Origin of the sequence: Lachnobacterium bovis DSM 14045 (assembly GCF_900107245.1) — a bacterium.
Taxonomy (GTDB): domain Bacteria; phylum Bacillota; class Clostridia; order Lachnospirales; family Lachnospiraceae; genus Roseburia; species Roseburia bovis.
Genome location: NZ_FNPG01000004.1, coordinates 157,615 through 177,333 on the forward strand (window position 1 = coordinate 157,615; position 19,719 = coordinate 177,333).

Consider the following 19,719-nt stretch of genomic DNA (forward strand, 5'->3'; position numbering starts at 1 on the left):
CATTTTCTTATTTTTTCTCTTTTTCACATTTAGGTGTATACATAAAACTTTTACAAACATATTCATTTGTTTATAGCAATAAACTAATCTTCACGACGTAAATGCACAAATTTTGCGGCCATTTTTCGTCTATCCTCATCAATTGCAGCGTAATGACGTCGAGTTGTATTAACATCTTGATGACCTAAAACATCTGCAACTAAGTATATATCACCAGTTTCTCTATATAGATTAGTACCATACGTACTACGCAATTTATGAGGTGTAATATTTTTTACACTTGTCACAAGACGTGAATATTTTTTTACAAGATTTTCTACAGCACGGACGCTAATTCTCCTGTTTTGTAAAGAAAGAAACAGTGCATCTTTGCTACCTTCCTGTGGTTCAATCATTCTTCGCTCTTCAAGATAATTATCAATTGCCTCTCGTACTTCATCACCGAAATAAACCATTACTTCAGTTCCACCTTTACGATGAATTTTTATTCCGTTATTTTTAAAATCAATATCTGTAATATCAAGTCCTACACATTCAGAAACACGAATTCCCGTACCTAATAGTAATATTAAAATTGCAAAATCACGCACCTTAGTACGCTCATGATATTTTTGTTGACGATCCGTTAATTTGGCTCCACTTTCTGTTTCATCTAGCAATTGAACAACTTCATCAACATCTAATCTTACAATATTTTTGTCATGAATCTTTGGCATAGAAACTTTTACAGTTGGATTTTTATCAATCATATCTTTTTTAAAAAAATACTTATAAAAAGAACGAAGAGCAGCTAATTTACGCTTTATACCACGAGAATCATTAGTATGTGTCACTCCATCCTTCGTATAATATTTAAGATAGTTTAAATATGCTTCGACTTCTAATGGCGTAATATCATCTAAAAGCGAAATTGGATAATCTTGTATTTTCATTTCCATAAAACGTGGAACATTCTCATGCAGATAATCAAAAAAACATCCTAAATCATATGCATATGCAATACGCGTTCTTGATGATGTCGTTGGTTCGATTCCAATAAAGAATTGTTTACTGTATCTAGGCAAATTGCTAATAAGTTCACGTAATTTTATTTCATTTTTTATGTTAATATCTTCATAGTAAGCTCTGTCTGACATATAATATGGGTTAATCCCTACCTCCTAGCTGATTGTATATCATTATCCTGAAAATTTGTTCTATTAAATTTTAACATACAGCAGAAGGTGTATCAAGAGCCATTGTCTTTCTGCCATCCCTCAACAGTAGAAGAGCAAAGTGCACTAAACATTTTCTTTTTGGCACCTGGATTGTCTTTATTTATTTGATTTAAAAGCTCTTTTACATATTCACGTTTAGAATGTCCATCCTTGGGACACCTATTCTTTTCAACCGGTAAATCATATTTGTTTTTAAATCCTTTAATTTCAGCTTCTGTAACGTATATTAATGGTCTAATTACAGAAATATCACAATTTGATAGATAAGTTACGGGTGGAAAACAGTAGTAATGTCCCTCAAAAATTTGTGACATTAATGTCGTTTCTACTACATCATCTTGATGGTGTGCATAAGCAACCTTGGTACAATTTAATTCTTTGGCTTTTGAATTCAAAGCACCTTTTCTTAGTTTTGCACATAAAGAACATGATATATTTTCATCGCTAATGCCATTATTGTTTATTGCTAAAATTTTAGAAATTTCAGTTTCAACAATGTATAATGGGACATTTAACTGATTACATAAATCTTTAATCTTTTTTGTTTCAAAACCGTCATATCCAAGATTTATCATAATTGCTATCAAATTGAATTTATGAGTGTAAAATCTTCGTAATCCACTTAAAGCATACAATAATGCAAGAGAATCTTTTCCACCAGAAATTCCTACTGCAATAGTGTCATTTTCATCAATCATATTGTAATCATCAATTGCTTTTCGTACTCGACTATATAATAGCTGTAATTTCATATTATTTTTTCCTCGCAAACCTAAAATTTAATATTATAAAAATAGTTTATTTGATATCATATACGATACAATAAAAAAAACAATATCGCAAATAGTAAGATTATTTTAAAATAATCACTCAAAAAGTCATACATAAAAGCAAAAAATTTAAGTAGTTTATTAAATAAATAAATATTTATAAACTATGACTGAGCTGGAAATTATTAACTATCACCTATCTTACATTATAGAATGAAAGAAGTAACTTTATTACTAATATCAGTATGTAATGTGTAAAAAGGAAACAATTGCCAAAATTGTCAAAAGTTTTCTCAGGAATTGTTTGTTAATAATGTTTTTTTCGTGTTATAATAGTATCGATTATGATTAAAGATAGGGGAACAACGCATGGAAGCAATTCAAAATGATACATTGTTAGTTGGCAATGTGAGTTATTTAAACGCCGATGACATTAGAAACATGTTATTAGATAGACATGTTATTGTTTGTTCTGAAAGCGCTCCAACTAAAAAAAAGAAAGGAAACATCAAATGGTATTCTGTTGGAATTTTCAACAAAAAGTTTGAAAAAATTTTTAAATCACACGATTTTGCAAATGTTATTTATTTTTCAGATTATTTATCATATTATTCTAAACCTGAAAATGAATTCGAACAGATTCACGAAGTTTTAGAATGCTGTCGTAAAAATAAAGTTGAAAATTTTGTTTACATCACATCTCAAGAAGTATGTAAAGAACGTGAGACTTCAATCGCTAGAATGCAGAAATCAATTGAAGACTTATGCAACTATTACTCGGAAAACGAATTAATTAATATTAAGTTGATTCGCTCTCCATATCTGGTACAACCTGAGAATAAAGCTGATTATTTGAACCAACTTTTTTCTAAAGCTGCAAAAAACAAAAAAGTTGAAATAGAGAATAAAGCAGAAGATGTACCAAATTTTATTGATGTTAGAGATTTAGCAACATTTGTATATCGATTATTTGATAACTTGCAAGACTCTCAAGAAATTTCAATATTTAATCTAAGACCATATCAAAACCAATCTTACAAAGATTTAAAGGTTAGAATGTTAGATTATTTTCCAGATACAGCAATTGATTTTGTTGAAAAAACAGGTGGTGACAAATTACAACTTGGTGATGATAACGCTAAGAAGGAATATAGTTGGCAAGCAAAATATGGTTTAATACGCAATTTTGATTTGTACTATAATGAATGGAACAATTCAAAGCAGAAAAAACAGAATATTTTCAGTAAACTTGCCGATAAACTTCAATCTGAAAGTCCACTTGTTTCACTCTCTGAAGTAGTGGTAGGTGCTTTATTTGTTGAATTATTAAACAAATTATATGAAGTATCTGTTCAATTTAAATATATTGATTTTAGATTGTTATTTGTAATTATAATAGCTACAATTTATGGTACAAAGCTTGGTTTTATTGCTGCTTTGATCGAAATTGTTTCGTTAGGATATGCATTTACATGCACAGGTGCTAAATGGGAATTATTATTATATGAGCCAAAAAACTGGTTACCATTTTTATTTTTCATAATTGCTGCCGGTGTATGCGGTTATGTTAAACAAAAAAATGATGATGACTCTCAATTTTCAGGCGAAAGAATTAAAAGTTTAAAAGAACGTAATGATTTCCTTGAAGAGTTATACAACGAAGCAATGCAATATAAAAACGAGTATAAACAAGAGTTAATAGAAAGCCGTGATGGTTTCGGTAGAATCTTTGATGTTGTAAAAAGATTAAGTAACACTGTACCAGCTCGTATTTATGCTGAATCAATTCCTGTAATTGAAGATATCCTTGATACAAAAAGTATTGCAATCTTTTCAATTCAAGATCCAAAGGCTAGATTTGGTCGTTTAGAAGTTGCATCTCAGGGAATCAGAAACAAAGTTTCAAAATCAATTGAATTATCAAACTATAAGTCAATTATAGAAGAAATTGATAAGTCTGAAATTTGGGTTAATAAAAAGTTAGAAGAAGGATATCCTTTATATATGACAGGTATCAAAGAAAATGGACAATATGTAATGCTTATTGCTGTTTACCAGACATCATATGTTCATATGAGTTCATACTATGCTAACTTAATTAGAATTTTACGTGGCTTATTAGAAAACTTCCTAGTTAAAGCTTGGGAATATCAAAAAGCTTATGAAAATGAAATCTATATTGATGGAACATCAATTGTAACAACTAAATATTTTATTGAACAGTTACAAATTCAAAGAGATATGGCAGATAGACATCTAACACACTTTAGATTGATTAAAGTACTAAGAAATGGAATGGATATTGAACAGATAAATGCCATTTTACAGACAAGTACAAGAAGTAATGATATTATCGGTCTAGGAGCTGACAAAAACATTTATATTTTAGCAGCACAGGTTGATCATAATACAATCTCATATGTGCTAGATAGACTTGCAAAAGTAGGGTTAGAGTGTAAAGTAGTTAGTGAGATAGGAGAAGAATAGTAATGGGAGCAGTAGTTCTTTTATCGGTGCATTTATTGTTTGTACTATTATTCTTTGTTTTAAGTTATAAGGATATAGTTGTGAATAGCAGATTAATGTTGGCTTTAGTTATATTTATACCTGTTGTGGGAGCTATTACATTTATAGCAATTGATTATCTTTTAGTTCAAGTACATTTAAAAGGTAATATAAAATTTTCTCTATCAGGTAAAAATATAAAAGAAAATGAAGCGATGAGCAAAGATAACAGTGTTTCAGAATATAGTTCTTTGAGAAACGCTGGTTTGTCAAATGATGATGCTGTTCCATTAGAAGATGCATTGATTATGGAGGATAGAAAACTACGTCGAAGCGTTATGCTTGACGTACTAATGGATGATTCTAAAAATCATTCACATTCAGCAATAATTAATAAGGCAAGATTAAATGATGATGTTGAAGTTGTACATTATGCTACAGCTGCAACAATTGAAATAACAACAGATTACGAAAATAAACTTGCTGAATTAGACAAAAAATATAAAGAAGCCACAGATGATAAGAGAAAGATCGTTTTAGATGAATATATCAATGTTATTGAAACATATATAAATACTGGTATTTTACAAGGTAGAATGCTACGAATTCATCAGGCAACATATTTTCAATTACTTGCAGAAAGAATTAATTATTTAAATGATATTGATGATTATGAAAAACTTGCAAATAATTATATAAAAATGAAACAGTATGACTTAGCTGAAGGTGTCATTTCAGACATGGCAGAATTATGGCCTAATTCAGAACACACTTGGTTAACTCAAATTCGTTTATTTAGTACATTAAAACGTGGAAAAGATTTACACGAATTAATTACAAGAATTAAAAAAGGTAGTTTTTATAAATCAAGAAAATTACAAGAAGTAATAGACTTTTGGGATTATTAATTACAGAACATTTAAAGTTTTATATGATTTGTAATTCTAGAAAGTTTAAAAATTAATATATAGGTTAAAAATTTGAAGGGGATCTTCATGAAAAAGACAAGATTTTATGATGTAATAAAAGTTTTTATTGGTTTTATACTAATATTTTCATTGTTACTTGTTGAAAGAAATGGTATTTTATACAAGTCTCATGAAAATACAGAACCATTACTAAAAGTTACTAATGTAAGAAATAAAATCGCAACTGGTGAAAAAAGTTGTGTATTAATTACAGATACATCTGATAAGAATGCTTCTAACTCACTCATACAGTTTAAGCAAATTCTTACCGATATGCGTGTTCCATATGAGCTTTATGATGTGGCATCAAAGACAAATTTAGATATGTCACATTATAAGACAGCTTTTATAGGTATTCAAAACTATGATTCGATAGAAGATAAGTTACCTATGATGTGGGATTGGATTAAAAAAGGAGGACGTCTGTTACAAGCTCTTCCAGTGTATAATACCAATGTATTTAGAGATAATGCTCAAAATTTAGGTGTAAAAGATGCTAAAAAAGGTTTCTTTTGCTTAGAAGACTTTAGATCAAAAGATGGATTTATGTTAGGATCACAAAAAACATACCCAATCGTAGATCCATATGAGTCATCAATGAATGTATCAGTTCAAGATGATATAAAAGTTTATGCAACAAATGGCGATGAAAGTTTACCTGTGATATGGACGAAGAAATTAGGTGAAGGTAAAGTTGTTGTATGTAACTTTGGTTATGTAACAAAAGCATATAGAGGTATCTTTGCTTCTGCATATTCGTTACTTGAAGATGTATGTGCTTATCCAGTTATTAATGGTTCATCATATTATCTCGACGATTTTCCATCACCAACACCTCTTGGAGATGGTAAATATTTAAAAAGAGATTATAAAATGGATATTGCAACATTCTATTCAAGTAGATGGTGGCCTGATTTGTTAAAATTTGGTGATAAATATGGTAATAAATATACCGGTTTAATTATTGAATCTTATAATGATCAAACCAAAGGAAAATTACCAAATAATAAAGATACATCATCATATGAATATTTTGGTAATATGTTATTAAAACAGGGTGGAGAAATCGGTATTCACGGATATAACCATCAACCTTTATGTTTGCAATCATATACATATAAAGTTGAAAAATACCATAAGTGGAATAGTTACAAAGAAATGAAATACTCCATTAATAAAGTTAAGAAATTTACTAAAAAGCTCTTCCCAGAGTCAGCATGTAGCGTATATGTTCCACCATCAAATGTTTTGTCTCAAGATGGTAGAAGACTGCTAGGCGAAGATAAAAATATACAAGTAATTGCGAGTACATATTTCCCAGGTGGAGATGTTTATGAACAGGAGTTTGAAGTTGCTAAAGATGGTGTTATTGAAACACCTAGAATTATCTCAAGTTGTATCTTAGATGATCATATGAGATTTTCTGCATTTTCAGAAATTAATTTCCATTATGTAAACTCTCACTTTATGCATCCAGATGATCTTCTTGATGTTGATAGAGGTGCAGCAATGGGTTGGAAAACATTAAAAGGTAGATTTGACAATTATATGTCATGGCTAAAAACTTCCGCTCCAACACTTAGAAACTTAACTGGAACAGAGATGGGTGGCGCAGTACAAAGATTTTGTAACATTTCTGTTGAAAAAAATATTACAAAAGAACAAGTTGAATTTGATTTTACAGGATTCAAAGATGAAGCATATTGTTTTGTAAGAATTAATGATGGTGATGTTTCAAGTATTAAAGGTGCTAAATTAGAAAAATTAACAGGCAACCTTTATCTTATGAAAGTTAAGAACAAAAAAGTTACTATGAAACGAACGGGGGTAATTTAAATGAGAGTATGTTTAATACTAGAAGGTAGTTATCCATACACTAATGGTGGTGTATCATCATGGATGAACCAATATATTAAAGCCATGCCTGACATCGAGTTTGTTTTATGGGTTATTGCAGATAAAGCAGAAAAAAAAGGAAAATATAAATATGAATTAGCTCCAAATGTTGTTGAAGTTAATGAAGTATTTTTAGATGATGCTTTAAAAATGAAAGCAGGGAAGGAAGTAAAATATAATTTTACTCCTTCTCAAAGAGAAGCTTTAGCTAATCTAATGGAATGTAATTCAACCTCATGGGAAGATTTATGTTATCTTTTCCAAGATTTAAGAATTAATCCAAGTGAGTTTTTAATGAGTGAAGATTTCTTAAGTATTTTAACAGAGTTATGCGAAAAGAATTATCCAAACGCTGCTTTTGCAGATACATTCCATACAATCAGATCAATGATGATACCGATTTTCTATTTGTTAGGAAGAGAAGTTCCTAAAGCTGATATATATCATACAATTTGTACTGGTTACGGCGGATTGCTTGGTGTTTTAGGACATTACAAATATAAGAAACCTTTGATTTTATCTGAGCATGGAATCTATTCTCGAGAAAGAGAAGAAGAGATAATTCGTGCTAAATGGGTTCAACCAGCTTTCAAGAAACAGTGGATTAAGTTTTTCTACATGCTTTCAGATGCTGTATATAAACGTGCAAAATATGTAACAAGTTTATTTACAAATGCTCGTATAGCTCAAATAGAATTAGGTGCTGATCCTGATAAATGTATTGTTATTTCAAATGGTATTCATTATGATAGATTTAAAGATATTCCATTAAAAAAAGAGAATGGAATTATTGATATTGGTGCTGTTATTAGAATGGCACAAATTAAAGATGTTAAAACAATGATTTATTCATTTGCAGAATTAACTCATATGATGCAAAATGTCAGATTACATATTCTAGGTGGAGTAGATGAAGAAGACTACAATATTGAATGTCATGAATTAGTTAAACATCTAGGTTTAAAAGAGGGAGAAAATATTCTTTTCCCTGGCCAGGTTAATGTCGTTGAATATATGGAGCAACTTGATTTTACTATTTTAACAAGTATTTCAGAAGGTCAACCATTATCTGTTTTAGAATCAATGGCTGCTAGACGTCCATGTGTTACTACAGAAGTAGGATGTTGTCGTGAACTATTAGAGGGCGCACCAGGAGATGATTTAGGTATTGTTGGATTTTGTGTTCCACCAATGCATAGAGAAGCTCTAGCAAATGAAATGTATAAAATGTGTCAAAATAGAAAAATGAGACTCGAGATGGGAGAAATAGGTCAACGACGTGTTGATTTATACTACCGACATCCAGAAATGATAGAGAAGTATAAAAAACTATATTATAATTAAAAAGGAGTAACACAAGTGGCTGGAATAGGCTTTGAATTAAAAAAATTATTTGAAAAAAAAGGTGTGCTTTCTAAAATGAAAGCATATGGATATACAGGTATCATCACCACAGGTCCAATGCTTTTAGGTTTTGCCTTCTTGCTAGGAATAAACTGGGTTGGCGAATGGTATAAACTTGATACACATTCAAGAGATTTGTTTGTAAGTATGGTAACATATTCATTATTTGCCTCATTAGTTTTTACTAGTCTTTTTTCAATGGTAATAACTAGATATGTTGCTGATGTCGAATATGTTGACAAAAATTCTTCAGAAAAGGCTCAATTAAAACAACATCGTATGATTTTACCATCATTTGATGGAATACTATTTGTTATGCTTCCAATTGGTGGAATTTTATATGCAATCTTTTTATATTTTGCAGGTATTTCTTTAGTAGATGCTGTTCTAAATTTCATTATTTTTGAAGAACTACTTGTCGTATGGACACAAATGACATATTTAACAGCTGTAAATCACTATAAAGAGATTATGCTTACTTATGTAGTAGCAATTCTATTGGCATTTATAATTGCTGTTTTATTAAGTGCGTTTGCAGGTGTTTCATTAACATCATTATTAATAAGCGTTTGTTCTGGATATGGAATAATGGTTTTGGGAAATTTATGGGCTTTATATGACTTTTTCCCTGCAAATATTGAAAAAAACTGTATAGAACATTATGATTATTACAACTTACAAAAAAATAAATCAACAAGAAAGAAAAAAGACAAGAAGGAAATTTTACTATCTTATAGACACGAAGACCAAGGAGCTTTTGAGTACTTAAAATGGTTTGATGAATATAAAAGCTTAGTAACCATTGGTTTTTTCTCAACCGTAGGTTTATTTGCACATTTAATAATAGCTTGGTTTGGTCCAATAGGAATTCATGTACAAGGACTATATTATGCAGCACCTCAGCATGACGTTCCAGCATTATTTGCATTTTTGACAATTATAATAACAACAATTAACTTTGTAACATCTGTTGAAGTTAATTTTTATCCAAAATATGCTAAATATTATCAACTTTTTAATGGACAAGGATCAATTAAAGAAATCGAACAAGCTGAAAAAGAAATGCTAACTGTTCTTGAGAGAGAAATAGGATATACTTCAAAAAGGCAATTGTATTTTACAGCGGTTATGATTTCCGTTGGATTAATTATATTAACTCAACCATGGACACAACTTGGTTTTACAGCTCTTATGGGCGGTTATTTTAGAACCTTATGTGTTGCGTATGGTATTTATGCAATTGGAAATATCCTAATGCTTATGCTTTTATACTTTACTGATTATAAAAGTGCAGCATTTGCTACTGTAGTATTTGCTGTTATTTCAGTTGTAGGTAGTGTATTATCAAATATTTTCTTAGATACTAAGTTTTATGGAATAGGTTTTGCTGTAGCATCGATTTTCTATTTTGCAATTTGTCTATATAAATTAATCAAATTTACAAATAGATTATCATACCATATATTAAGTAAACAACCATTACTAAGAGAAGAAAAAATTGGATTTTTCACAAAAGCTTCTGCTTTTTTAAATCATACAACAAAGGAAATAGATTACAAATTACACTTTGCTTTTAACAGAAGAAAAATCAAGAAGTATGCAGAGAGCAAATCACAATATGATAAAATAAACAAATAAATACATATAATTAAACAACAAATGATTATAAAGGTCCCAAATATAATTTTGGGACTTTTGTATTATATTCATTAGTATTAATGAATCATAATAAAATAATAGTCTTAAACTAATAAGCTATAGAAAAATATAAAAATGGAGAAAAATACAAATGAAATTTTTGATACAAAGAGTAACTCATGCAAAATGTACAGTAAATGGAGAAGTAACTGGGGAGATAAATAACGGTTTATTAGTTTTTATTGGCATTGGTAGAGGAGACACAACTAAAATAGCCGATAAAATGATATCTAAACTAATCAATATGCGAATTTTTGAAGATGAAAACGAAAAAATCAATCTTCCGTTAGAAAATGTAAATGGAGAATTATTACTAATTTCACAATTTACGTTGTATGCTGATTGCAAAAAAGGTAATAGACCATCATTTATTGAAAGCGAAGCTCCACAAAAAGCCGAAATGATGTATGAATATATAATTAACCAATGCAATCAAAACAATAAAGTCAAAAAAGTAGCAACTGGTATTTTTGGAGCAGATATGAAGATTTCTTTAGAAAATGATGGTCCGTTTACAATAATACTAGATTCTAACAATTTATCAATATAAATAATTATATCAATATAAATAATCATATCAATATAAATAATTATATGTATTTTTTATATTATAATATAAAATATGTTATAATATAATCAGATAGAGAATTGTACTATTTATTGTGTTTAAAATACGTTTTATGGAGGTATTATAAATGGAAGAGTATAAAGATATATATACAATTGGGCGAGAATTTGGAAGTTTGGGTAGTGCAATAGGATATAAATTAGCTGAAAAACTCGGAATTAAATGCTATGATAAAGAATTACTTCAACAGGCTGCAAAAGAATCGGGCTTTTGTCAAGAAATCTTTGAAACACATGATGAAAAACCAACTGCTAGTTTCTTATATTCATTAGTAATGGATACATATTCTTCAATGAATTATTCAAATGCTCCATTTATGGATATGCCATTAAATCATAAAGTGTTTTTGGCGCAGTTTGATGCAATAAAAAAAATTGCATCTGGCGAATCATGTGTAATTATTGGTCGTTGCGCAGATTATGCTTTAGAAGATAATCCAAAAACATTGAGTATTTTCGTTCATTCAGAATTAGAAGATCGAATAAAAAGAATTAGCAAACGATTAGATTTATCTGAAAGAAAAGCTAAAGATACAATAATTAAAAAAGATCGTCAGAGAGCAAATTATTACAATTATTATACTTCAAAAAAATGGGGTGAAGCTAGAAGCTATGATTTATGTTTAAACACAAGTAAATTAGATATAGATGATTGCGTTGAAGTAATTCTAAAATATAGAGAAATGTTAAATAATTAAAAAAATTAACACTAAAAGATATAATTTAAATGTACTGTATGATAAAACAAACAAAAAATAATGGTAAAATAATAATAATAGATCGTTTTTCTTTTAAAAATATAGCCCTGCATATGTAGTATTATATATATGCAGGGTTTTATGTATGATATCACTTTTAATAAAAATTCTTAAATAACTCCAAAACACATAATAACAAATATTTTTTGAAACTAATAATAAATAATAAATTAAAAATAAAATAGAATATGTGTTAAATAAGATTTATAAAATTATTTATAAAATAAAAAGTATTCTTATTTGAAATTTGTTTGAATTTGATAATTAAAAAGAGAGAAGAAGTAATATAAATCCAGAACAAATAGATTGAATTATCAGACATATTTTACAATATAGAAAAAGTACTAAAATACAGGAAAATAATTTTTTTACATGTAACTATGCGTTAAACTTGTGTTTTGCGAATAACTTCGTGGAACTTTTTAACCTGCTTTCGCAGGCTTTTTTATTGTCACACTATTATTTAATTTTAAAACAATAAATATATTATGCTCTTATTCTCTTGAAAATATCTTTTCATCACCGTACACTTTATTTATTGTTAAGTTAAATGTATTAGACATAATTAAAAATAAATAAAATACAATATTAATAATATATTTATCATTTTTGTATTCTGTGTTTATAATTTTATTTCTTATGTATTATATATATCTATATTATATATATTTGTTATATTCTTTTAATTTCTTTAAATATCTTTATGTTCATTAATTCTCAATGTGTTTAATAATTTGTCCAAATACTCTGGAATTGGAGCCTGAAATTCAACATACTGATTTAAGGTAGGATGAATAAATCCAATTGTTCGAGCATGTAAACATTGTCCCTCTAAATGTTTAAATTTACACTTTTTGTTATTTGAATAAATATCATCTCCCACTAATGGGTGACCAATACTTGCCATATGAACTCTAATTTGATGCGTTCTACCTGTTTCTAATTTGAATTTTACAAATGTATACTCGTTAAAACGTTCTAATACTTTATAATGTGTTATAGCTGGCTTACCATTTTTATAATTAATGGCCATTTTTTTCCTATCACTTGGATTTCGACCAATCGGTCCTTCTACAGTTCCTTCATCATTTGCTAAACGTCCATATACTAAGCCAACATATATTCTATTAACACTATGCTCTTTAATTTGTTCTGCAATTTTAGTATGACTAACATCATTTTTACATATTATTAAAGAACCAGTAGTATTCATATCAATACGATGAACTATTCCTGGTCTAATAATGCCATTAATTCCACTTAAAGAGTCCTTACAATGAAACATTATAGCATTAACTAATGTATGAGAAAAATGCCCAGCTGAAGGATGCACAACCATATTTTTTGGCTTATTTACAATTAAGACATCATCATCTTCATATAATATATCTAATGGAATATCCTCCGGCTCGATTTCTAATTCAATAGGATCTTCAATGTTTATTTCTATTTTATCATCTAATTTTAGTTTATAATTTGATTTGAAATCCTTACCATTCAGTTTTATTTGGCCATTTTTAATAGCTTTTTGAATAAATGAACGAGTAAAATCTGGAAAACGAGTAGCCAAAAACTTATCTACTCTTTCGTTCTCATCTTCTTTTGATACAATTAAAAAATCTTGAAACATAAAAACTCCTTATTTATTTTTTATGTTCGACATTAATGTGCCTAAATCATCTTCATTAAATAAAAAAACAATTATACAACACATCATAATTGCGCCGATTGTAATATATATATCTGCTACGTTAAAAATAGGAAAATTGATTAGTTTAAAATAAAAAAAATCAATTACATATTTTCTACAAACACGGTCAATAAAATTTCCAACAGCTCCTGAAACAATTAATAATAAGCTAAATTTTAACCAAACATACTTATAATCAATAATTGGAATTCTATAAACTATGTATAACATTACAGAAACAACCACTATAGTAAAAACAACAAAAAAAACAAACTTAGCTGTAGTAAAAGCATTAGGATGATTTGTAAAATATTTGAATTTAAAAATTCTATTCAAAATTGTTATTGGATCTATTCCAAATGCTGCACTTCTATTTTCAAGATAATTCAATTCAAAAACATCTTTAAATACAACAACCGCTTTTTTTCCTTTAAGTTGTAACAAAACAGTATATTTAGAAATTTGATCAATTACTATTAGTAATAGAATACAACATATGCTTTGTATAATATCATTAATATTTTTTTTATTGCTCCTAAAAATTAATCCTTCTTTTCTCATCTTTCTCCCCTACTACACAGTTTTTATTGATAAAATTTAAAAACAGCCTTTATTTTTCCTTTTTTCGACAAACCCTCACTTTTTGAAAAAACAAACCTACCACATCCTCTTACAGATATAATATCGTTATCATTACACTCTTCACTTATTTTATTAACTATTCTGCCGTTAATAAAAACCTTTTGAGCTAATATATATTTCTTCGAGTTCTCACGAGAAAAGTGATATGCCTTTGCAATAACTACATCAATCCTATTAGATACAATCAATTCATTCACAGATTTAAAAACTGGTTTCAAATCTTCAATATCAACATTCGTTTCTTTATCATCCATCGAAATCTTTTGAACAATGACCCTAGTCCTTTTAATTTCTGTTAAATTATTAATTATAAATTCACTCATTTTCCTATCACAAAATATATAAATATTTGTTTGATCTTCTTTTTCTCTAACAATTATATCCCCAATAACATCTCTGTTAAGTCCCAAAGACATTATTGTGCCTAAAACATCTCTATGTGTAATACTTTGTGAGAATCTTCTTTTAGATAAACTAATTTTTAAAAGATCTATTGGAAAATTTGATAAATCATGAAATGTCTCATCTGGAATAAATGCTACCATCTGTCTTTCAGCAAAAGTATATCCACCAAAAAGCAAATAACTTGTAGTTAATTGTTTTTTGATGGAACACAATATACTTTGTCCATTCAAATTTAAAAATTTTGTAAATACTATAACGTTTTTATTATAAGATATTCTAGATTGCTCAATGAATTTCTTTTTTAATAATTCATTATCTAATGTTGTCATTCTTTTTCCATATTATTCTTCTACTGAATATCCTGGCAAATGAAAAGCATCCATTATATTCTGCTGAAAATCACCTGAAATATCAACATTCGCTGGTGTGATAATAAAAATATAACTAGATATTTTCTGTAAATTACCACTTATTGCAAAACATGAACCTGATGAGAAATCAATAATTCTTTGAGCGACATCCACATCTAATCCTTCAACATTAAGTACTACTGTACGATCACTTAACAGTGTCTCTGTAATCTCTCTAGCATCATCCATTGATGTTGGTTTAATAACACAAACTTCCATTCCTGTTCCCTGCTTTCTTGCTCTACTTATTGGTGTAATCTTTGGTGCTGTTTTAGAAGATTTATCTCTATATGAATTGCGTTCATCCTCCTTAGCATCACTTTTCTTGTCACGCACAAAATTATGACGTGAGTTCTCTTCAACATGTTCATCGTCTATTTCATCGTCTTCGATAAAATCCTCGTTTAGCTCCTCGTCATAATATTCATCATCATTTAATCTCATAGCATTTAATACCTTATCTACAAAACTCATAATTCAGTTCTCCTATTTTTTATAGTTTCTTTCTCCAAAAATACCGGTGCCAACTCTGACAATCGTAGCCCCTTCTTCAATCGCCACCTCATAATCACCAGTCATCCCCATGGATAATATATTCATACTTACATTATCTATGTTTTGTTCACTTATGTCAACTGCTAATTGTTTGATTCTTCTAAAAAAGTTGCGATTATCTTCTGGATTTATAACATATGGAGCAATTGTCATTAATCCATCTATTTTTAAATTTGGCAATTTTGAAATTTCTTTAATTACTGACAAAACTTCATCTGTTTTTAAGCCAAATTTGCTTTCTTCTTCAGCTACATTCACTTCAATCAAAATATGAGACACTACATCTTTCTTTACTGATTGTTTACTTATTTCTTTAGCCAAATGAATGCTATCAACTGAATGAATCAATTCAACTGATCCCACTATATACTTTACCTTGTTTGTCTGCAAATGACCTATCATATGCCATTTGATATCATTTGGTAATGCTTCAATTTTTCTTGTAAGCTCCTGAACCTTGTTTTCTCCAAAATCCCTTACTCCACAATCATAGATTGTTTGTAACATTTCTTCGGGCTTAGTCTTACTAACAGCAATTAAAGTCACCTCTTTAGGCTCTCTGCCTGCTCGCTTACACGCAGATTCTATTTTAGACTGGACATCCTGTAAATTTTGTTCTAACATTTTCTAATCCCTCACTTTTTGTCTATATTGTAAGTTGATTTTCTTTTATTTTACGACCGTCTAATGCAATGCGATCATATAAATCAATACTAAAAGAATCAAGCTTTTCAACGATTATATAAGATTGATTACGTTCTAAAATGCTAACTGGCCTAAAAGACGCATAACCTTTATTTATACAATAAACTCCATCTAATTTACAAACGGAATTTTTAAAAAATATTGTTTCATTGCTTGATAAATCCATTATGGAATCACTCAATAAAATCTTACCTTTTTTAATATAATAATTATCATTATCAGAAAAAATGATTGATGGCACATAAAAATCCATTTTTTTATTAGAATGAATTATAGTTAATCCTAGTTTTTTCCCATCATTTTTTAACGTGAAAAACTTTTTAGGAATCTTATATGCTTTTTTTGAGACCAAAGAAGTAGTTGGTATCTTTAATCCATCTTTCATTCCATGCATAATCTGAATGTCTATAAAACGATCTGATGCATATCTAATCATAGAATCAGACAAGTGCAAATCAACATAATATATGTTTTTTTCCTTTTTTATAATAGAACATTCTGCATTTGCGACCTTATTATCCTTGCAGAATTTTACCCTAACTTCGGATTTGTCCTTTATTGATGATGCCACTTTTGAATCAACTGGAATTATTACATGCCAATCATCACTAGTGATTAGTTTAAACACAGTATCACCCTTGGACACTTTAGTTTTTGCAGATAAAATTCTCTTCTTATATAAATTATTCTGAAACCATTTTGGTGAAAATTCATTAACTGTCTTATTTTCATATCCATCTGTTGAATACATTACAACACCTGATTCATCAGATTTCATCAAGAAAAAATCATTTTCTGAAGCCGCTTTTTCTACATCTGATACTAATTTACCTAAAGCATTAGTACTCAAAACCTGTGTTAGTTCAGATGACAACTCATTTTTAAAGGAAGCTACTTCTTGAAAATTGTTATTATTATATGATGTCGTCAAACCGGAGATATCATTTGAAATACTGTCTATATCACTACTTGTCAATGCAGATGCATCGTCTGTTGCATTATATATCTTATTTGATAATTCTCCATCTGTATCTATCGAATATACGTTATCTAAAACAGATACTTTTGTGTTATTTTTTGCATAATAGTTAACATATCCTGTTTTATCTGCTTTAACTACATGTTCATCTCTAAGAATTAATCCTCTATAAACGTTATTCGACGCTATTGTTCCTTGCTGAACCTCATATGCAGCTACAGGCCTTGAGAAAAAATAATTTCCAACTCTCATGCAGATATATAGTAAAACAACTGCAAATACAATTATGCCAATATTAATGTTTAACGGTTTTTTGTATCGTACTATTTTTCTTTTTGCCAATGTCATACACCTCAAAAAAGGGCTTCCATATAATAGAAGCCCATTATTTTCTCTTTATTATATTATACTAAATTATGTCAAGCTTTTATAACGCTACAAGCACTTTTATTTTATCAGTCTTTGGTAAGTTCGCTTCGTCCGTAGATACACTGAGGATAAATTTTGTCTTGTATTTAGTTGAGATCTTGTCTAATTTATCAATTGCATATAAAAACTCATCATTATTAGAAATAAACGCTATTGTAAGAAAACTATCTAAATAAACTTCTTCTAAATCATTATCTTGTGAAACGATACCACAAACGAATCCTAAGAACTCTTTGCAATCTTCTACAGGATATTCAGACACATCAATAAGTCTAATCTTCTTGTTTAAATCCAACATATGTTGATTACACTTATCAATGTAAACAACATTTCCTGATAGGCTATCTAAGGAATCATTTACAAGATTTAATAATTCTTTTGTTTTTCCTTTACCTTTCTGTCCACAAATAATTTCAACCATAATTAATCCTCCTAGAATTTGATTTTTAATAACAATATACTCTACGTCATTACCATAAAACTTCTAGTCAAAAATTACTTATTTTGTATTACTTCGAACAAAAATAATATAATCATTATCTAAAATAACTATATATTAATTATATCTTAAAAATTATTAAAAAACAAGAATAAATATATTATATTGCATAATATTCATCCAATAAAAAGATCTAAATTATATATCATTACTGAAATATAATTTAGATCTTTATTTTTCAATATAATATTTTATTTTCCAAATTCATTTAAAATTTGAGTCATAAATTTATATAAATCTGGTTTTGTTTTTCCACCGTATACAATACTAATTATATCCTCATTCCTTGCGTTTTTAGAATATAACACCAAGCAATGACCAGCAGCGTTGGTTGTACCAGTTTTCCCGCCAATAATAGTAAAACCATCTGGAGCTGAATATGTCCCTTTGAAATACCCATTAGTATTCTTCCACACCTGAGTAACTTCTTTAGAATTTGCATTGATATATGATGCCGTATACTCTTTAGTTGATACAATTTCTTTAAAATTAGATAACTTAACAGCCGAATTAAATATTAAATACATATCATATAAAGTTGTATAATGGTTATCTGCAGGTAATCCATTTGGATTAACAAAATGAGAATGAGTTGCACCCAACTTAGATGCATATCTATTCATTACTTTTGCAAAATCTGTTGTAGATCCTGAATAATACTCTGCAAGAGCAATTGCTGCATCGTTTCCACTTTCAAGCATCATACCATATAATAATGTCTTAACACTTACTTTATCTCCTGCTTTTAAATGACATACTGAGGAATCTCCTGCTTGCTTAACAGCATTTTCACTTACAGTTGTAACATCATTTAAATTTGCATTTTTTAAAATAATATATGCGGTTAAAATTTTTGTTGTACTCGCAGGATATAATTTTTTATAAATGTTTTGACTATATGTAACTTCTTTTTTAGTTACATTAAACACTCCTGCCTCTTCGGCAGATTCTGACGAAACTTTTTCCAATCCAAAATTTACTTCATCAGTTACACATAAGCCTTCTCCAAGAAAACTATTTATCTTATTATTACTATCTCCTGCTGAAGAAAGTGCAATATTATAAGAATCATCTTTTTTTCCCATAAAGCTACACCCTGTAAAAATGCCCATACAAGCAATATTTACTGCAACTAATGTAGCTAAAACAGCAAAACGTTTTTTATTTATACATCTCACGCCACTCTAAATCTCCTCTATCTAAAGATTTAATCAATAGCTCAGCAGTAGCTAAATTAGTAGCTAGTGGGATATTGTGTTCATCGCATAAACGAACGATAATATGAACATCTGGTTCATGTGATTTAGGTTGTAACGGATCTCTTAAAAAGATAACCAAATCAATCTCATTATGTTCGATCTGTGCTCCTAACTGCTGAGAACCGCCTAAATGACCAGCTAAGTATTTGTGAACTTGTAAATTTGCAACTTCTTCAATCAATCTTCCTGTAGTACCTGTTGCGTATAAATCATTCTTAGCCAAGATTCCTCTATATGCAATACAAAAATTTTGCATTAATTTTTTCTTAGAATCATGGGCAATAAGTCCAATATTCATAAGTG

At 28.8% G+C, this 19,719-nt stretch carries 18 protein-coding genes; 7 read left to right on the plus strand and 11 right to left on the minus strand.

Annotated features, from left to right (window positions below):
• Window positions 1-83: 83 nt before the first annotated feature.
• Together BLV79_RS00750 and BLV79_RS00755 are read right to left on the minus strand one after the other, a co-directional pair.
• On the minus strand, window positions 84-1,136 hold the full coding sequence (locus BLV79_RS00750; protein WP_074715093.1) for a tyrosine-type recombinase/integrase: 1,053 nt from the start codon (window positions 1,134-1,136) through the stop codon (window positions 84-86).
• Window positions 1,137-1,228: 92 nt separating this feature from the next.
• Window positions 1,229-1,969 carry a tRNA lysidine(34) synthetase gene (locus BLV79_RS00755; protein ID WP_074715096.1) on the minus strand — a complete coding sequence of 247 codons (741 nt, stop codon included), beginning with the start codon at window positions 1,967-1,969 and terminating at the stop codon, window positions 1,229-1,231.
• Window positions 1,970-2,356: 387 nt separating this feature from the next.
• Between BLV79_RS00755 and BLV79_RS00760 the strand changes: the two genes are divergently transcribed.
• The 7 genes from BLV79_RS00760 to BLV79_RS00790 all read left to right on the plus strand — a co-directional run bounded on the left by BLV79_RS00760 (window position 2,357) and on the right by BLV79_RS00790 (window position 11,783).
• Window positions 2,357-4,474 carry a hypothetical protein gene (locus tag BLV79_RS00760; RefSeq protein ID WP_074715100.1) on the plus strand — a complete coding sequence of 706 codons (2,118 nt, stop codon included), beginning with the start codon at window positions 2,357-2,359 and terminating at the stop codon, window positions 4,472-4,474.
• Between the two features lie 2 nt (window positions 4,475-4,476).
• Window positions 4,477-5,400: a hypothetical protein gene (locus tag BLV79_RS00765; protein ID WP_074715103.1), complete on the plus strand. Its 924-nt coding sequence runs from the start codon at window positions 4,477-4,479 to the stop codon at window positions 5,398-5,400.
• Between the two features lie 87 nt (window positions 5,401-5,487).
• Entirely contained in the window at window positions 5,488-7,296 is a 1,809-nt protein-coding gene (locus BLV79_RS00770; RefSeq protein WP_074715106.1) for a DUF2194 domain-containing protein, read from the plus strand.
• Window positions 7,297-8,700, plus strand: coding sequence for a GT4 family glycosyltransferase PelF (pelF, locus tag BLV79_RS00775; protein WP_074715108.1), 1,404 nt, complete (start codon window positions 7,297-7,299; stop codon window positions 8,698-8,700).
• Window positions 8,701-8,715: 15 nt separating this feature from the next.
• Window positions 8,716-10,398 (plus strand): exopolysaccharide Pel transporter PelG, encoded by a 1,683-nt coding sequence (gene pelG, locus BLV79_RS00780; RefSeq protein ID WP_074715111.1) that lies wholly within the window; start codon window positions 8,716-8,718, stop codon window positions 10,396-10,398.
• A 151-nt stretch (window positions 10,399-10,549) separates the two neighbouring features.
• Window positions 10,550-11,008 carry a D-aminoacyl-tRNA deacylase gene (dtd, locus tag BLV79_RS00785; RefSeq protein ID WP_074715114.1) on the plus strand — a complete coding sequence of 153 codons (459 nt, stop codon included), beginning with the start codon at window positions 10,550-10,552 and terminating at the stop codon, window positions 11,006-11,008.
• Between the two features lie 145 nt (window positions 11,009-11,153).
• Complete coding sequence (locus BLV79_RS00790; RefSeq protein ID WP_074715117.1) at window positions 11,154-11,783, plus strand: cytidylate kinase-like family protein; 630 nt, start codon at window positions 11,154-11,156, stop codon at window positions 11,781-11,783.
• 751 nt (window positions 11,784-12,534) lie between these two features.
• On the opposite strand, the gene BLV79_RS00795 is transcribed toward BLV79_RS00790, so the two are convergent.
• From BLV79_RS00795 to BLV79_RS00835, 9 genes are all read right to left on the minus strand, one after another.
• On the minus strand, window positions 12,535-13,473 hold the full coding sequence (locus BLV79_RS00795; RefSeq protein WP_074715120.1) for an RluA family pseudouridine synthase: 939 nt from the start codon (window positions 13,471-13,473) through the stop codon (window positions 12,535-12,537).
• 9 nt (window positions 13,474-13,482) lie between these two features.
• The gene (locus BLV79_RS00800) at window positions 13,483-14,094 is read right to left on the minus strand and encodes a signal peptidase II (RefSeq protein ID WP_083354386.1); all 612 of its coding nucleotides are present in this window, start codon (window positions 14,092-14,094) and stop codon (window positions 13,483-13,485) included.
• 23 nt (window positions 14,095-14,117) lie between these two features.
• Window positions 14,118-14,909 (minus strand): YlmH/Sll1252 family protein, encoded by a 792-nt coding sequence (locus BLV79_RS00805; protein ID WP_074715123.1) that lies wholly within the window; start codon window positions 14,907-14,909, stop codon window positions 14,118-14,120.
• A 12-nt stretch (window positions 14,910-14,921) separates the two neighbouring features.
• Window positions 14,922-15,464 carry a cell division protein SepF gene (locus BLV79_RS00810; protein ID WP_074715126.1) on the minus strand — a complete coding sequence of 181 codons (543 nt, stop codon included), beginning with the start codon at window positions 15,462-15,464 and terminating at the stop codon, window positions 14,922-14,924.
• A gap of 12 nt (window positions 15,465-15,476) precedes the next feature.
• Window positions 15,477-16,169, minus strand: a complete 693-nt coding sequence (locus BLV79_RS00815; protein WP_074715129.1) for a YggS family pyridoxal phosphate-dependent enzyme — start codon at window positions 16,167-16,169, stop codon at window positions 15,477-15,479.
• Window positions 16,170-16,191: 22 nt separating this feature from the next.
• Window positions 16,192-17,571: a biotin/lipoyl attachment domain-containing protein gene (locus BLV79_RS00820; protein WP_143470194.1), complete on the minus strand. Its 1,380-nt coding sequence runs from the start codon at window positions 17,569-17,571 to the stop codon at window positions 16,192-16,194.
• 85 nt (window positions 17,572-17,656) lie between these two features.
• On the minus strand, window positions 17,657-18,079 hold the full coding sequence (locus tag BLV79_RS00825; RefSeq protein ID WP_074715134.1) for a twitching motility protein PilT: 423 nt from the start codon (window positions 18,077-18,079) through the stop codon (window positions 17,657-17,659).
• Window positions 18,080-18,348: 269 nt separating this feature from the next.
• Window positions 18,349-19,335, minus strand: a complete 987-nt coding sequence (locus BLV79_RS00830) for a D-alanyl-D-alanine carboxypeptidase family protein (RefSeq protein ID WP_143470195.1) — start codon at window positions 19,333-19,335, stop codon at window positions 18,349-18,351.
• A complete protein-coding gene (locus BLV79_RS00835) occupies window positions 19,319-19,714 on the minus strand; it encodes a methylglyoxal synthase (RefSeq protein ID WP_022747824.1) in 396 nt (131 codons plus the stop codon). Before BLV79_RS00835 ends, BLV79_RS00830 begins: the two co-directional genes overlap by 17 nt.
• Window positions 19,715-19,719: the final 5 nt, after the last annotated feature.

What these genes read in the sequence shown, in the direction of transcription:
- BLV79_RS00755 (WP_074715096.1), bottom strand. Translation starts at nt 1,969, where the DNA reads ATGAAATTACAGCTATTATATAGTCGAGTACGAAAAGCAATTGATGAT.
- BLV79_RS00765 (WP_074715103.1), top strand. Translation starts at nt 4,477, where the DNA reads ATGGGAGCAGTAGTTCTTTTATCGGTGCATTTATTGTTTGTACTATTA.
- BLV79_RS00760 (WP_074715100.1), top strand. Translation starts at nt 2,357, where the DNA reads ATGGAAGCAATTCAAAATGATACATTGTTAGTTGGCAATGTGAGTTAT.
- BLV79_RS00770 (WP_074715106.1), top strand. Translation starts at nt 5,488, where the DNA reads ATGAAAAAGACAAGATTTTATGATGTAATAAAAGTTTTTATTGGTTTT.
- BLV79_RS00805 (WP_074715123.1), bottom strand. Translation starts at nt 14,909, where the DNA reads ATGACAACATTAGATAATGAATTATTAAAAAAGAAATTCATTGAGCAA.
- pelF (WP_074715108.1), top strand. Translation starts at nt 7,297, where the DNA reads ATGAGAGTATGTTTAATACTAGAAGGTAGTTATCCATACACTAATGGT.
- BLV79_RS00790 (WP_074715117.1), top strand. Translation starts at nt 11,154, where the DNA reads ATGGAAGAGTATAAAGATATATATACAATTGGGCGAGAATTTGGAAGT.
- BLV79_RS00800 (WP_083354386.1), bottom strand. Translation starts at nt 14,094, where the DNA reads ATGAGAAAAGAAGGATTAATTTTTAGGAGCAATAAAAAAAATATTAAT.
- BLV79_RS00825 (WP_074715134.1), bottom strand. Translation starts at nt 18,079, where the DNA reads ATGGTTGAAATTATTTGTGGACAGAAAGGTAAAGGAAAAACAAAAGAA.
- BLV79_RS00750 (WP_074715093.1), bottom strand. Translation starts at nt 1,136, where the DNA reads ATGTCAGACAGAGCTTACTATGAAGATATTAACATAAAAAATGAAATA.
- BLV79_RS00815 (WP_074715129.1), bottom strand. Translation starts at nt 16,169, where the DNA reads ATGTTAGAACAAAATTTACAGGATGTCCAGTCTAAAATAGAATCTGCG.
- BLV79_RS00810 (WP_074715126.1), bottom strand. Translation starts at nt 15,464, where the DNA reads ATGAGTTTTGTAGATAAGGTATTAAATGCTATGAGATTAAATGATGAT.
- BLV79_RS00835 (WP_022747824.1), bottom strand. Translation starts at nt 19,714, where the DNA reads ATGAATATTGGACTTATTGCCCATGATTCTAAGAAAAAATTAATGCAA.
- dtd (WP_074715114.1), top strand. Translation starts at nt 10,550, where the DNA reads ATGAAATTTTTGATACAAAGAGTAACTCATGCAAAATGTACAGTAAAT.
- BLV79_RS00795 (WP_074715120.1), bottom strand. Translation starts at nt 13,473, where the DNA reads ATGTTTCAAGATTTTTTAATTGTATCAAAAGAAGATGAGAACGAAAGA.